Origin of the sequence: Citrobacter sp. Cm038, assembly GCF_030333105.1 — a bacterium.
GTDB classification, from domain to species: domain Bacteria; phylum Pseudomonadota; class Gammaproteobacteria; order Enterobacterales; family Enterobacteriaceae; genus Citrobacter; species Citrobacter murliniae.
Genome location: NZ_JAOWGO010000016.1, coordinates 872,731 through 885,987, shown reverse-complemented (window position 1 = coordinate 885,987; position 13,257 = coordinate 872,731). Strand labels below are relative to the sequence as shown.

The 13,257-nt window shown below is 49.0% G+C and carries 13 protein-coding genes and 1 pseudogene; 5 read left to right on the top strand and 9 right to left on the bottom strand.

Going from position 1 to position 13,257, the window contains the following annotated elements; translation table 11 throughout:
• Positions 1–2: 2 nt before the first annotated feature.
• Together OGY01_RS06610 and OGY01_RS06605 are read right to left on the bottom strand one after the other, a co-directional pair.
• Positions 3–422: a translesion error-prone DNA polymerase V autoproteolytic subunit gene (locus tag OGY01_RS06610; RefSeq protein WP_200010972.1), complete on the bottom strand. Its 420-nt coding sequence runs from the start codon at positions 420–422 to the stop codon at positions 3–5.
• Positions 423–521: 99 nt separating this feature from the next.
• Complete coding sequence (locus tag OGY01_RS06605) at positions 522–1,259, bottom strand: GNAT family N-acetyltransferase (RefSeq protein ID WP_286492679.1); 738 nt, start codon at positions 1,257–1,259, stop codon at positions 522–524.
• Positions 1,260–1,368: 109 nt separating this feature from the next.
• On the opposite strand from OGY01_RS06605, the gene pdxR reads away from it, so the two are divergent.
• Positions 1,369–2,847, top strand: coding sequence for a MocR-like pyridoxine biosynthesis transcription factor PdxR (gene pdxR / locus OGY01_RS06600; protein WP_286492678.1), 1,479 nt, complete (start codon positions 1,369–1,371; stop codon positions 2,845–2,847).
• Positions 2,848–2,878: 31 nt separating this feature from the next.
• Here pdxR and nikE read toward each other — a convergent pair whose 3' ends face one another.
• From nikE to nikA, 5 genes are read right to left on the bottom strand one after another with little or no spacing between them, the layout of a single operon-like run.
• The gene (nikE, locus tag OGY01_RS06595) at positions 2,879–3,679 is read right to left on the bottom strand and encodes a nickel import ATP-binding protein NikE (protein ID WP_048221374.1); all 801 of its coding nucleotides are present in this window, start codon (positions 3,677–3,679) and stop codon (positions 2,879–2,881) included.
• Positions 3,676–4,440 (bottom strand): nickel import ATP-binding protein NikD, encoded by a 765-nt coding sequence (gene nikD, locus OGY01_RS06590; RefSeq protein WP_045443561.1) that lies wholly within the window; start codon positions 4,438–4,440, stop codon positions 3,676–3,678. The genes nikE and nikD overlap by 4 nt, the downstream gene beginning before the upstream one ends.
• On the bottom strand, positions 4,440–5,273 hold the full coding sequence (nikC, locus tag OGY01_RS06585) for a nickel ABC transporter permease subunit NikC (protein ID WP_045443564.1): 834 nt from the start codon (positions 5,271–5,273) through the stop codon (positions 4,440–4,442). The genes nikD and nikC overlap by 1 nt, the downstream gene beginning before the upstream one ends.
• On the bottom strand, positions 5,270–6,214 hold the full coding sequence (nikB, locus tag OGY01_RS06580; RefSeq protein ID WP_045443567.1) for a nickel ABC transporter permease subunit NikB: 945 nt from the start codon (positions 6,212–6,214) through the stop codon (positions 5,270–5,272). Before nikB ends, nikC begins: the two co-directional genes overlap by 4 nt.
• Entirely contained in the window at positions 6,214–7,788 is a 1,575-nt protein-coding gene (nikA, locus tag OGY01_RS06575) for a nickel ABC transporter substrate-binding protein (RefSeq protein ID WP_286492827.1), read from the bottom strand. The genes nikB and nikA overlap by 1 nt, the downstream gene beginning before the upstream one ends.
• A gap of 404 nt (positions 7,789–8,192) precedes the next feature.
• On the opposite strand from nikA, the gene OGY01_RS06570 reads away from it, so the two are divergent.
• A complete protein-coding gene (locus OGY01_RS06570) occupies positions 8,193–8,540 on the top strand; it encodes a colicin E1 family microcin immunity protein (protein WP_045443573.1) in 348 nt (115 codons plus the stop codon).
• Positions 8,541–8,631: 91 nt separating this feature from the next.
• Here OGY01_RS06570 and OGY01_RS06565 read toward each other — a convergent pair whose 3' ends face one another.
• Positions 8,632–10,044, bottom strand: a complete 1,413-nt coding sequence (locus OGY01_RS06565; protein WP_048221372.1) for a hypothetical protein — start codon at positions 10,042–10,044, stop codon at positions 8,632–8,634.
• Positions 10,045–10,745: 701 nt separating this feature from the next.
• Positions 10,746–11,387, bottom strand: a complete 642-nt coding sequence (gene ompW, locus OGY01_RS06560; RefSeq protein WP_225760972.1) for an outer membrane protein OmpW — start codon at positions 11,385–11,387, stop codon at positions 10,746–10,748.
• Positions 11,388–11,643: 256 nt separating this feature from the next.
• Here ompW and OGY01_RS06555 point away from each other — a divergent pair.
• The 3 genes and pseudogenes from OGY01_RS06555 to OGY01_RS06545 form a co-directional block, all read left to right on the top strand.
• Positions 11,644–11,730, top strand: a pseudogene (locus OGY01_RS06555) (YkgJ family cysteine cluster protein); the annotation flags it as partial.
• 28 nt (positions 11,731–11,758) lie between these two features.
• Positions 11,759–12,502, top strand: coding sequence for a YciC family protein (locus tag OGY01_RS06550; protein ID WP_045443590.1), 744 nt, complete (start codon positions 11,759–11,761; stop codon positions 12,500–12,502).
• A 56-nt stretch (positions 12,503–12,558) separates the two neighbouring features.
• The gene (locus tag OGY01_RS06545; RefSeq protein ID WP_045443592.1) at positions 12,559–13,098 is read left to right on the top strand and encodes a septation protein A; all 540 of its coding nucleotides are present in this window, start codon (positions 12,559–12,561) and stop codon (positions 13,096–13,098) included.
• Positions 13,099–13,257: the final 159 nt, after the last annotated feature.

The following is a 13,257-nucleotide window of genomic DNA, read 5'->3' as shown; positions in this document are numbered from 1 at the left end:
GATTAGACAGTCGCTTTTACGATAAACGTCACCACACCAAAGACATCCAGCGTCTCCTCGCTACCCAGCAGAATGGGAGCGTAGGCGCTGTTCTCCGGTTTAAGCATAACTGTCGGGTGAAGTTGCAGACGTTTAACCGTGAATTCACCATCGATGGCAGCAATAACAATATCGCCATGAACTGCTTTTCTGGAACTGTCGACGACCAGCAAATCACCATTACTGATCCCTGCCCCAATCATGGAATCCCCGGAAGATTTTACAAAATACGTTGCGCTGGGGTGACGCACTAACAACTCATTCAGGTCAATACGCTTCTCAACATAGTCCTGAGCTGGCGAGGGGAATCCGCAGGGCACATGGTCACTGAATAGCGGGAAGCTTTTGATTTCGCGGGGTTCCGCAGGCTGGAAAAACAACATGATGATCTGCCTTCACAATAACTGTATTTATATACAGTAGTATTTTATGGAAAACAGATCAAGAAAGGGATGTCCATGCTGATTTTGCCTGCTGCAGGCTTAACGATATTGCGGTTCATCCTGTCGCATTTTTGCAATCAAGTTACCGAGTTTTTCCTGTTGATTACCATCATCATCGAAGTTATCTGCCGCTAACCATTTTTCGTAGGCGATGCGCAACGCAGGATACTCACCGTCAATGATTGAATACCAGGCGGTGTCACGGTTGCGCCCGCGGTACACAACGGCCTGGCGGAAAATGCCTTCAAATCGGAAGCCGAAGCGTTCTGCCGCCGCTCGGGACGGAGCATTGAGTGAGTCGCACTTCCATTCCAGCCGGCGATAACGGAGCTCCTCAAAAACATAGCGAAGCAGCAGCGCCATAACCTCCGTAGATATACGCGTACGCTTCATGCGCGGCGAATAGGTCACATAGCCGACCTCAATGACCCCGTTAGCGGGATCAATCCGCATAAGTGCAACCGTACCAGACGGCTTGCCGCTGGCCTTATCAATCACAGCGTAATGCAGCGGATCGCGCAACGTTTCGGCACTCTGCAGACTGGTGCGGTAGGATACTTCACTCTCGAAAGGTCCTGACGGCAGATAGGTCCAGTCGCGCTCATCCGGCGCTTCGCAGTATGCCTCATAAAGATCAGCTGCATGACGTTCAGCGCTGATGCGTTCAAGCCGACAATAGCGACCTTCCAGTGATTTTTCACCGGGAAGTTTCGCGCCACTCCAGCCAGAGAGTTCGGCGCCGACAGGCTGGTTAAAGCGATTCATTATATTAGGCATGGTGACGATCAGCTCCTTTGAGACGGGATCATTAACAGAGTCAGAGGATGAAATAATTGTGGTATCCTGAAAAGAGCCACGGTTTTAGTTTTTGATGGGTCCACGACATATGTTTGATATCATCGCCCCTCTGACGCCGGGGGCAATCTCCCCAGGCGGTGAACCGTTATCTCTGCAAAAACAGCTTACAGAGCGTATTCAGCAGGCGATTCTGAGTGGCCACCTGCCAGCGGGCTCGAGCCTGATATCATCCCGAACGCTGGCAAAAGAGCTCGGTGTATCGCGAAATACCGTTGTGAACGTTTATGAACACCTGGCAGCAGAAGGGTATATTCTGGCCGATCGCCAGGGCACTCGTGTGGCATCCCTGTCAGGCGCCGACCGCAAAAACGTCTCCCCGGTATCGCCGGACACGCCCGCAGTCCGTCTGGCTGATCGCCTCAGACCGATTCTGGAAACCCCGTTACAACCGGTACACGATGCACTGTTATCTCCCGGCATGCCCGCAATCAGGGAATTTCCGCTGGCTGCCTGGCGACGCTCCCTTGACCGGGCGGTCAGACAGTTGCAATCCCACTCGCTGGGCTATAGCGAACCGGCAGGCGAACGCACTCTACGAGAAGCGATAGCAACGCATCTGTATGTTGCGCGCGGAGTGCGTTGCGATGTTTCCCAGATAATCGTGACTGAGGGAGCAAAACAGGCGCTGGAGCTTTGCGTAACGCTGCTGACAGATCCTGGCGATACAGTCTGGATGGAAGACCCCGGCTATCGTGGGGCAAAGGCAGCATTCTCTGCTGGTAATTTGCATACGGTATTGATGGCGGTGGACGAAGAAGGTATACGCGTACCAAAGGATGCATGGACGACCCATACACCAAGGCTAATTTATACCTCCCCTGCCCATCAATATCCCACCGGGGCGGTGATGTCCGTCGCCAGACGACTGGCGCTGATTTCAAAAGCCAGCCGCACCGGAGCATGGTTGATAGAAGACGACTACGATGGCGACTTCAGGCACTCTGGCGGACCGATAGCCAGCATGCAGGGACTCGTATCACATACGCCTGTACTCTACATCGGCTCGTTCAGTAAGACGATGTTTCCCTCCTTAAAGCTGGGATTCCTTGTACTTCCTGCGCGCGTAATGGCACAGGCAAAAACGGTATTGAATGAAATTCTCCGAAATGGCCAACAATTGCAGCAGATGGCTATGGCTGATTTCATGAAAAGTGGAGAGTTTGGCCGACATCTGGGGCGGATGCGACGACTCTACCGCGAGCGCCAGCGTATTTTACGCGAGGCGCTGATAGCCGACTTTTCACCAGATCAGATTCTCGGGGGTAAATCAGGAATGCACCTGACGCTGAAGCTGGCAGCGGGAGATGATGACAAAAGGATCGCTGAATTAGCCCACCAGCATGGTCTGGGCGTTCAGGCTTTGTCATCATTCTGTACAAGGCCCGGCGCGGTTTCTGGTCTTGTGATTGGCTACGGAAATACCTCCAGTAACGATATTCCGGCGGCGATCGGCATGCTTACAGACCTGATTAAACAAGGGCGGAACGTCAGTACATGCCGCAGTTAAGCGTGAGCGTACGTAACATCCAATTTAAACCTTATGATGCCTGAGTGTGACGCACAGGGAATGCGGGGAGTACCGCATTCTGTAGTACTCGTCCGGCATCAGAAGAGAAAGTTAGTGTCTCACCCACGATTTGCGTTTCAACTATTCTCCCGTCGTCCATCACCATCACCCGGTGGCAAAAACGTTCGACAAGGCGTAAATCATGGGTAATAAACAGGCAGGCAGTGCCAAACTGCTGTTGCAGTTTTTTGAGCAAGCGAATTACGCCAGCTTGCAGCACCAGATCAAGGTTAGACACCGCTTCGTCCAGAATTAATAGCTTAGGCTCAACGCTCAATGCCCGTGCGAGACAGACACGCTGTAGCTGACCACCGCTGAGCTGTGGCGGACGTTTGTCGAGTATGCTGTCGTCCAGATCAACCGCTTTAAGCATTTCGTTTGCACGCGCGAGTTGTTCTGTTTTACTAAGTGATAGCAGGTGGCGCATGGGTTCACGTAAAATATCACGTACGGTTTTACGTGGGTTAACGGCACTAATGGAGTCCTGAAATACCATCTGAATATCCCGGCGAAATGCTTTTTGCTTTGTCCGATTCAACCGGGTGAGTGGCTCTCCCCGCCAACTGACGCAACCCTGAGTCGGAGACTCTAAACCAACAAGCAAGCGTGCCAGTGTGCTTTTGCCACAACCACTGCGCCCCAGCAAAGCAACCGTTTCACCGCTTTTAAGTGTTAATGAAACATCCTTTAATACAGACTGATGCTGGTGTCTGCCGCTCAAATTCGCATGGGCATACTGATGTGAAATACCCGTGACCGTCAGTAGTGTCATAAGACTAACTCCATGCCGTACAAAGCAAGATGTGCAGAAACCAGATTACGCGTGACGGTGTGTTGAGGCGTCCGAAACAGAGTTTGAACGTCGCCGTACTCAACGATATTGCCATGATCCATTACCGCCACCTCGTCGGCCAGTCGCGCCACTACGCCCATATCATGGGTCACCAGCAGCATCCCTGGCGCACGAGTTTGCATAATGCTGTCCAGCAAATCGAGAATGCGCGCTTGCGCGACCACGTCCAGATCGGTTGTCGGTTCATCTGCCACAATAAACGGCGCATCACACAGCACCGCCATTGCAATCATCATGCGTTGCAACATACCACCACTCATTTCAAAGGGATAAAGAGTGAGAACACGAGCGGCATCCTCTAACCCCACGGCCTCCAGAGTCGTGATAAGCGTGGCATCATCTGCAGGTTTCCCAAGCACGATGCAGGTTTCCCGCGCATGTGCAGCCATGGTTCGCAGCGGATTAAATGCGCTGCGTGGGTTCTGCATAATTGTCGCAACTTTTACACCACGCAGATCGCCAGGGGAAACCGGTTTACCATCTGCAAGAACGGCTCCCGCAGTTTGATGGACACCCGACGGAAGAATGCCGAGCGCGGCGGCACAGGTTAGCGATTTTCCGCTTCCACTTCCCCCTACCAGTGCCAGTACACGTCCGCGTTTAAGCGACAGTGACACGCCGTTGACCAGCGGTTTCTCTGCATGCAGAACAAGATTTTGCAGCTCAATTTGTTGTGGCATCAGTGGGCATGCTCCGTGACGAGATGGGGATCCAGATGATCACGCAGTGCATCCCCCACCAGATTGAAGGCCATTACGCTGATAAACAGCGCCAACCCTGGCCAGAACATTTGTAGCGGCTGAGTCCAGATATACTGGCGAGCGTCGTTGATCATGACACCCCATTCGGCAGTTGGCGCGGTCACACCGAGGCCAAGAAATGACATTCCCGCCACGTGCAGCATCATATGACCAATATCCAGAGTTGCCAGGACGAGCAATGAGGGGATCACCGCTCCGGCCAGATGGTCGATAAATATTCTGACATTACCGGCGCCGGAAAGTCGGGAAGCGAGCACAAATTCACGTTGGCGTAAGGAGATAACCAGGCTACGTACCATTCGTGCATACCATGCCCAATGCGACAGAGCGATAGCTATAATGACATTGGTCAGTCCTGTACCCAGCACACCGACGAGGAAAAAAGAGAGGATTGAAGTCGGAAAAGTCATAAACATATCCGCGACACGCATTGTGGCCTGATCGACACGGCCGCCAATCAATCCTGCGCTTCCTCCGACGATCAGCCCCAATGTCAGTACCAGAATTAAACAGGCCATGACCGAACCGAGCGACACCCGGGTTGCTGCCAGCAAGCGGGAGAAGATATCGCGCCCCAGATGATCAGTCCCCAGCCAATGCTGGCTATCGGGGGCTAACAGACGCGATGGCAAATCAATTGACTGCGGATCATAGGGTAACCACCACTGGCTGGTAAGCGCAATCACAGCCAGCAAAACAATAACGATCAGTGCCAGACGTACCGACCAGCGTGAAGAGAGGTAAAAGTTCAAGAATGCGCTCCTTCATGACGGCGAATACGTGGATCTACTGCGGCATTCAGTAAATCAACCACCAGATTACAAACAACAAATACCACCACCATAATTAGCGTAAAGCATTGGATCACCGGATAATCACGGTTGAAAATTGCCGATACGGCATAACGTCCAACGCCTGGCCAGGCAAAGATATTCTCAATAATCATCGTTCCACCAATCAATTCGCCAATGTGCATTCCCACAGCGGTGATCATCGGTAACGAGGCATTACGCAGAATATGACGGCGTTCGATTTGCTTCTCGTTCAGGCCGCGCAGACGCGCCCAGGTAACATGACGCTGCCCGGCAACCTCTAGCATGCTTGCACGCAGCAAGCGGGCATTAATCGCCAGCGACATAAAAGCAATCGACACAGCAGGAAGAATGATGTACTGCCAGCCGCCGTAGCCCAGCGCGGGCAGCCACTTCAAATAAACCGAGAAGAACATGACCAGCAGAAAAGCGAGCCAGAAGTTGGGCATTGATACACCAAGAAAGGCGATTATCCGCACAACAAAATCTGGCAGGCGGTCGCGATGACGAGCAGCCCAAATTCCCAACGGTACAGAAGTTAGCAGGATCAGTACCAGTGCAGCGCCCGCCAGCTGTAAAGTGGCAGGCAGAAAGTGCATCACATCATCCAGCACCGGGCGCTGAGTAGCAAAAGAGATACCAAAATCCAGATGCACGGCCTTCCACAGCCAGCGACCGTACTGCACAATGAGTGGTTGATCCAACCCAAGCATGACTCGTGTGGAAGCCACCATATCAGGCGTTGGGGGCAGGTTAGATAAACGTAAGTAATCAAGTGCCGGGTCGCCGGTTCCCAAACGCAACATTAAAAAGATAACCACTGACGCGGCGAAAATCATCGGAATCAGCAGCAGAATTCGCCGTATAGCATAACGCAGCATCAGTGTTTCACCGGTTTTATCTGTTCAAACGGGATTTCCGAGGCAATCGGTGCGTAAGGGATCTCCCCCAGGCCAGGTTTAGCGACCACCATCATCGACATATAACTGATTGGTAAGTAAACCGCTTCATTATGCAAACGGGTCAGAATGTCACGATACAGCTCCTGGCGCTGAGTTTTATCTGTGGAAATCAGCACGTCACCAATCTCTTTGTCGATTTGCGCTTTGTCGGGAAGACCAAGCTGGGCCTGGTAGTCAGCATGGGATGGTACACGCATTGAACTCATGAAAGCATGTGGATCATACGGCGCCCCCCAGGTGCGATTGAAAATCATACCAAAGCGACCATCGCGCTGACGGGCGTATATACTGCTCTCCTCTTCCCCGACCAGAGCAACATCCACACCAATCTGGCGCATATTTGCCTGCATAATCTCAGACATTGATTTGCTGAGCGCATCGGTGCCGACATAGGCCAGTTCGATATGTAACGGTTGACCGGCTTTTTCTCGAATTGTTTTTCCGGCGGGCAGAGTCCAGCCAGCTTGTTCCAGCAAAGACTTTGCGTGCTGTGGATCGTATTCGCGCGGCTTCAAACCGATATTGGCGTAAGGGACGGATGGCGCAAACAGCGTATCTGCTACCTGCTGAGTACCGTACAACGCATTTTTTATCAGCGTTTTTTTATCAACTGCATAATTTAATGCTTCACGCACAGCCAGTTCATTAGTTGGTGCTTTTGCTGAGTTGAGCGCCAGCATCACGGTTTCAACAGGTGCTGAAAGCTGCGTTCTGTATTCAGGGTTCTGACTGAAGCGTGCGAAGGTATCAAGAGGCAGTAGCCCTTCATTTCCATATAACAGATCGATATTACCTGTTTCAAAAGCGACAGCCCGTGTGGTTGGATCCGGGATCACTTTGACAGTAACCTTTTGAATTTGAGGTTTTCCACCCCAGTAATGCTCATTGCGCACCAGCACATCATACTGGTTGAGTTTCGATTCTTTCAGCACCCAGGGCCCGGTGCCAACCGGCGCTTTAATTCCGTTCAGGGTTTCGTTATTTTTAAACTGAGAAGGTGCAATAAAACGGAAAGGTCGCGGCAGGGTCAACTCTTGCAGGAAAGGATAGTACGCATCCTTCAGTGTGATTTGCAGTTCATTTTTACTTAACGCTTTAACATCCGTGATTTGATTGGTTAACTCCAGCCAGGCATGCCGTTTACGGTTATCCAGTACTGCGCGGAAGTTTTCCACTGCGGCCTTAGCATCAAATTCTTCACCGTTAGAGAATTTAACATCATCACGTAAGTTGAAAGTCCAGGTTTTACCGTCTTCCGAGTGACTCCAGCTTTTTGCCAGCCACGGAATTACCGAACCATCCGCCTGATATTTCACCAACGGCTCATAAACCATGCTCTGAGCAAACATCTGGTTAGGTGTATAAAGATGTGGGTTTAACGGCCCCACATTCACCGGCCATGCAGTGGTGATTTCATCGGAGGCTGCTGCCTGTGCAAAAAAAGGCGCGCATGCCAGCAGCGCTATGAGTGTGCGGTTTAGTCTGGACAAGATGGTGCCCCCGAAGACGATAGATGTAAGTTAAAAAAGTATGATGATTTTAGTAATTCATCATACTTTTTAATTGTTCGGGATCAATGCCAGGATAAATAAGCTTTTCGTTATCAATAAATTTTGTTGGGAAGTAGCAGGAAATTCGCGACTGGCCACGACAGCGACATGTGGGAAAGAATAGAGAAAACTGGTCGGTAAAAGGCCTTCATATCGCCTGGCTATCATCAAGATCACAAATCAGAACCAAATCGTCGTATGGGTTAAGTGAGAAGTCCGCAATCAATAATGCCCCTGCGAGATACCATCATCACGACTGAGAATGATTATCGTTATTGATTTTCCTTTCGATCTTGTTAGCATGCTGCTTGCGGATGGAACGTTGTTAACTACAGGAGCGGAGCCTTATGGAATCAGGGATGACACTCAAATACTATCTTAAAAATAGTGTGTGGAGCGTAATAGTAATTGGTGTGTTTTTCTATTCCTGGATGAACAACCCCGAGAGTGAGTTGACATATCAGTTATTCCTCGCTGTGTTGATTAACTCGTTTTTATTCCCTTTTTCAAAGTATATTATTGAAAAAACCGCCCTTTTGTTTTCAAAAAAAGAATTCTGGCAACGAGACTTCTTCACTAGCTCCACAGGTGGCAGTTTAGTCGTTATTTTTGAATTTTTCTGTTTTATCCTGACAATTCCAGTTTGCATATTATTTTTAGCTGTGAAATCTGTTAAAACCCTTTCAAAATTATGAGATTTTAATGCTTAAATGTCTCGGTCTCTTAATCAAATGGGGAGCCGGTCATAAAAGGCTCACCGGCTAAAGCGGTGAGCTCGTTTGGTTATTAACGTATCACACTAACATTTTCCAGTTTCACTGGATTTTCAGGTTTATCTCCCAATTGCTGAGTAACCGGCACGAAGACGTTGAGATCTTGCAGCCAGGCAAGTTTGTCACGACTTCCCGGTTGCCCTTCATTAGTTGCATGACACTCCACTAATAGATATTTCCCACTAAACTCAGGTGCAATGCTATGTGCATCTCCCTCTTCCGTTACGTCGCAACGTAGCGCTGATGCAGTGACTTTCTTATTGGAGTCAATACTGTCCCATTGAGCCTGATATTGTTGACCAGCCACTAACGGGAAACGCAGGTCCGTCTGCAATGTGTTAAGCAATGTAGTGCTACTACTAATAGACATGGTGAACTTCAGCTGTAGCTGATTACCCAGAGTTAAACGTTGCACCGTCCAGATACCATAATCTTCCAGCTTGCGTATATATCCATCCGGTTGTGCATCCAGTTGTACTTTGGTCTTGCCAAGCGCACTAACTTCGGTATAACGAATCTGTTTAAAGCGAGGAATCGCCCATGGTTTGATCAATGACTGAGTCTGGTGCTCAATAGCAGCAGACAGAGGGAATTTATTCAGCCACTGCGGATTATTATTACTCAGTTCGGGCATTGATGGCCCCATCAATGTTGAGGCTTGCTTGTTAGCGGCGGGTATAAAATGCCCTTCGGCTTTGAATGATTTCCCCGCGGGTAACTGGCAGAGTTGCTCAAAGCGTTGTGCCTTTTGCGTGTTAATTTTGAAGTCACTCTTACGACGGACAATATCAGCAGTGATAAGTGAGTCCGTAACGCGCCCCTCACTGTCGAAGTTCATTAACGCTACAGCATCTCCTTGATGCGTTTTACAATTATATAAGTAATGCTCAATCTTTAATTCCAACGGTGCATCATAAGGCGGTTCCCAGATGATATCAGCAAAGTCATACCCCATACGTACCGACAAAATATCACCAATGCGCTGGATGTTATTAACATCGACAAGTTCGGTAATGCCGACTGTATCCGTGGGAGATAATCTTTCCCAGATTGCATCTTTTATCGGTAGCTGGCAAACCGCGCGTATATCCTCTTCCGTCATTTGCTTATCATCTTGAGCAGGAGCATAACGGAGGTAACTGTTGCCGTAATAGCGAGCTTTGGTAAATCCCTCCTCATTCAATAAATCCTTGTAGAGAAGCTGTGCCTTACCCTGTTTACAATCAACGGAACGCCATTGCTGAGCCGTTTTTCCGTTATTGAAGTTTAGCGACACCATATAATTCACACGATCGTGAATTCTGGTTACAGACAAGGGGTTAACACCACCACCTATCAATGCAGGTTTATCAGTAGCCTGAACGAGAGAAAACGGCAACAGCGCCAGAAAACAAAGTGGACGCACTAAAGGTCGAATACAATACATATATGTTCCTTCATATATTGATTAAGAAATAAAGGTATCGGCATCAAGGGATAAATTATTAGTCTGACGCATCCTATCACTAAACTCGCGTGAGGATAGTGACGGACGCTCCTGGCACTTATCGGCCCTGGTGAGGTAGCGCACCGTCATGGAGGTGTCGGCAGTGGAGGTGCAAATCCTTTCATGCGGACAATAATCTCCTTTAAGAACCCACATCTACGAAACCGGAGAAACGCTTAAACAGAAAAACGCCCCGCTTACCGCTAAAGATAATGACTTCCTGCAGACAAAGGATGTTGCTGGCCATCATCACAGGGCTGCGCTTGGCCGATCTTTGTAATATGAAATGTTCAGATGTCCGAGATAATCACCTCTTCGTTGAACAAAGCAAACAGGTGCAAAAATCACGACACCTTTAAAGTGACACTGTAACAAGTTCAACATTTCTCTTGAGGATGTGATCGCTCAGTGCCGGGACAGGATACTAAGCCCGTATTTACTCCACCACCAGAGCCCTTGTTCTTTCCATGAGCAACGTTCTTTGGCTGAAAGGATATCCAGTGAGCAAGGGAGCGACATACAAATTTTGTTAGGTCATCGCAGTAAAGCAATACGTGAACATTACAACGATACACGTGGGAAAGAGTGGGTAAAACTGGCCGGTAAACGACCAGTTTTACAGAGGAGTTTTGCAGAAGAGCTTAAAAACGATAACCCGCAGAGAACATAAACACCCACGGATCGAGGCGCACACTGTCATGCTGCTGAGCACCAGCCAGTTTATAGCTCGCGGTGGTATCGATATCCATGTACCACACAGACATGTTAATCAACCAGTCACGATCGATCAGATAATCCATACCCACCTGCCCCGCTGCGCCCCAGGAGTCTTTCAGGCTCAGGTCCGATAATTCATTGTTTTCTTTGCCGTTATTATTAAACCCTTCGTCAAAGAAAGTGGTGTAGTTAACACCGACACCAACATAAGGACGCAGTTTGCTGCTGGAGTCACCAAAGTACCACTGCGCCATTAACGTCGGCGGTAAGTGATGAACGGTTGCAATATCCCCCGTTGTTGCCGTTCCGATTTTATGACGGAACGGCGTCGCTGCCAGCAATTCAACACCAATATTGTCAGTTGCCATATAGGTGAATGTCAGTCCCAACTGAGTGTTATTGCTGACATCAAAGCCGCCTAAGCTTCCCAGCGTACCACCCGCGCCTTCCGTTGGTCTTACTGTTGCAGAACCTGCACGAATAAAGAACTCCCCGGCTTCATGCGCAAATGCGTTTCCAGAGAGAAGAGTTGTTAAAGCCAATGCTGCAACTGTTAATTTTTTCATGTCCGCTCCATCGTTATGGTTATAAAAGCGGAGTGAATATACCCACAATGGAGTAATAAATGATCTAACACAGATCACATTGAGGCCAGTAATTTAACATTTATTGATCCAGATTAAGTTAGAACTTGCATTCAAAATCCAGGTTAAATTAATTCAGATCAATTTTGATATATTTTCGCCACGCAAGTATTTTCGCCCGTGTACTGTACAGAGAACACACAACGTTGTTGCAGGGTGCTGAAGTCATAGCCAAAAATTACCGGAGCTTTACAAAGATATGCTTTTCAATACATCTTGCGATGCTGCCACTGTAGAGTTATCCAGGGTACAATTGCCCGCAAATGAACACCTGCAAAACTCAAGGAGAGTGCATGTCTATCACGGCGAAATCCGTTTACCGTGACACGGGAAACTTTTTCCGTAATCAATTTATTACCATCTTGCTGGTATCGTTATTGTGCGCGTTTATCACAGTGGTGTTAGGGCATGCCTTTTCTCCCAGCGACGCACAGATTGCGCAACTAAGCGAAGGAGATCAGTTAACCAGCAGCGTGGGTCTGTTTGATCTGGTGCAAAACATGACGCCAGAACAACAGCAAATCCTGTTACGCGCGTCTGCAGCATCGACATTTTCTGGACTTATTGGTAATGCCATCCTCGCGGGCGGCGTCATTCTGATGATTCAGTTGATTTCAGCAGGCCATCGGGTTAGCGCATTACGCGCCATTGGTGCCAGTGCACCGGTATTGCCCAAGCTGTTTATTCTGATTTTTCTGACTACCTTGCTGGTGCAAGTCGGTATTATGCTGGTTGTCGTCCCCGGCATTCTGCTGGCTATTCTGCTTGCCCTCGCGCCAGTGATGATGGTTCAGGATAAAATGGGTGTCTTTGCGGCCATGCGCAACAGTATGCGTCTGGCATGGTCTAATATGCGACTGGTAGCGCCTGCAGTAATCGGTTGGCTGTTGGCAAAAACGCTGCTGTTGCTGTTTGCGCCAAGTTTTGCAGTACTAACGCCGAACGTTGGCGCGGTGCTGGCGAATACGCTGAGCAATATGATTTCTGCCGTGCTGCTGATCTATTTGTTCCGCCTGTATATGCTGATTCGCCAGTAAACCCTGAACGCATCCGGCCTTCCTGGCCGGTGCTTTTTTGATTACGGAATTGAAGAATGAAGCAGTTTCTTGATTTTTTACCGCTGGTTGTCTTTTTCGCTTTTTATAAGCTCTACGACATCTATGCGGCGACTACAGCGCTCATTGTCGCTACCGCAGTGGTTTTGATTTACAGTTGGGTCCGCTATCGCAAGGTCGAGAAGATGGCGTTAATCACTTTTGTTCTGGTTGCCGTATTTGGCGGCCTGACCATTTTCTTCCACAACGATGAATTCATTAAATGGAAGGTAACTGTGATTTATGGTCTGTTTGCTGGCGCGCTGTTATTTAGCCAGTGGGTGATGAAAAAACCGCTGATTCAGCGCATGTTAGGCAAAGAGTTGACGCTGCCACAGCCGGTATGGTCAAAGCTTAACTTAGCCTGGGCCGTCTTTTTCATCCTGTGCGGCCTTGCAAATATCTACATCGCATTTTGGCTACCACAAAACATTTGGGTCAATTTCAAAGTATTTGGTTTGACCGCGCTAACGCTGTTCTTCACGCTGCTGAGCGGAGTTTATATTTACCGCCACCTGCCGCAGGAAGACAAATCGTAATATCTTTCGCCAGATCTGCGGATCTGGCGAATTTTCATCCGGAAGCATTCCTCATTGCCATATCCCCTCTTTTCCACTGCTCTGCACACCGCATCAGCTCTGTTCTCAGCCCGCAAATCATAGTAGCATCGCGCCTGTAATCTTTCTCTACAGTCGGTT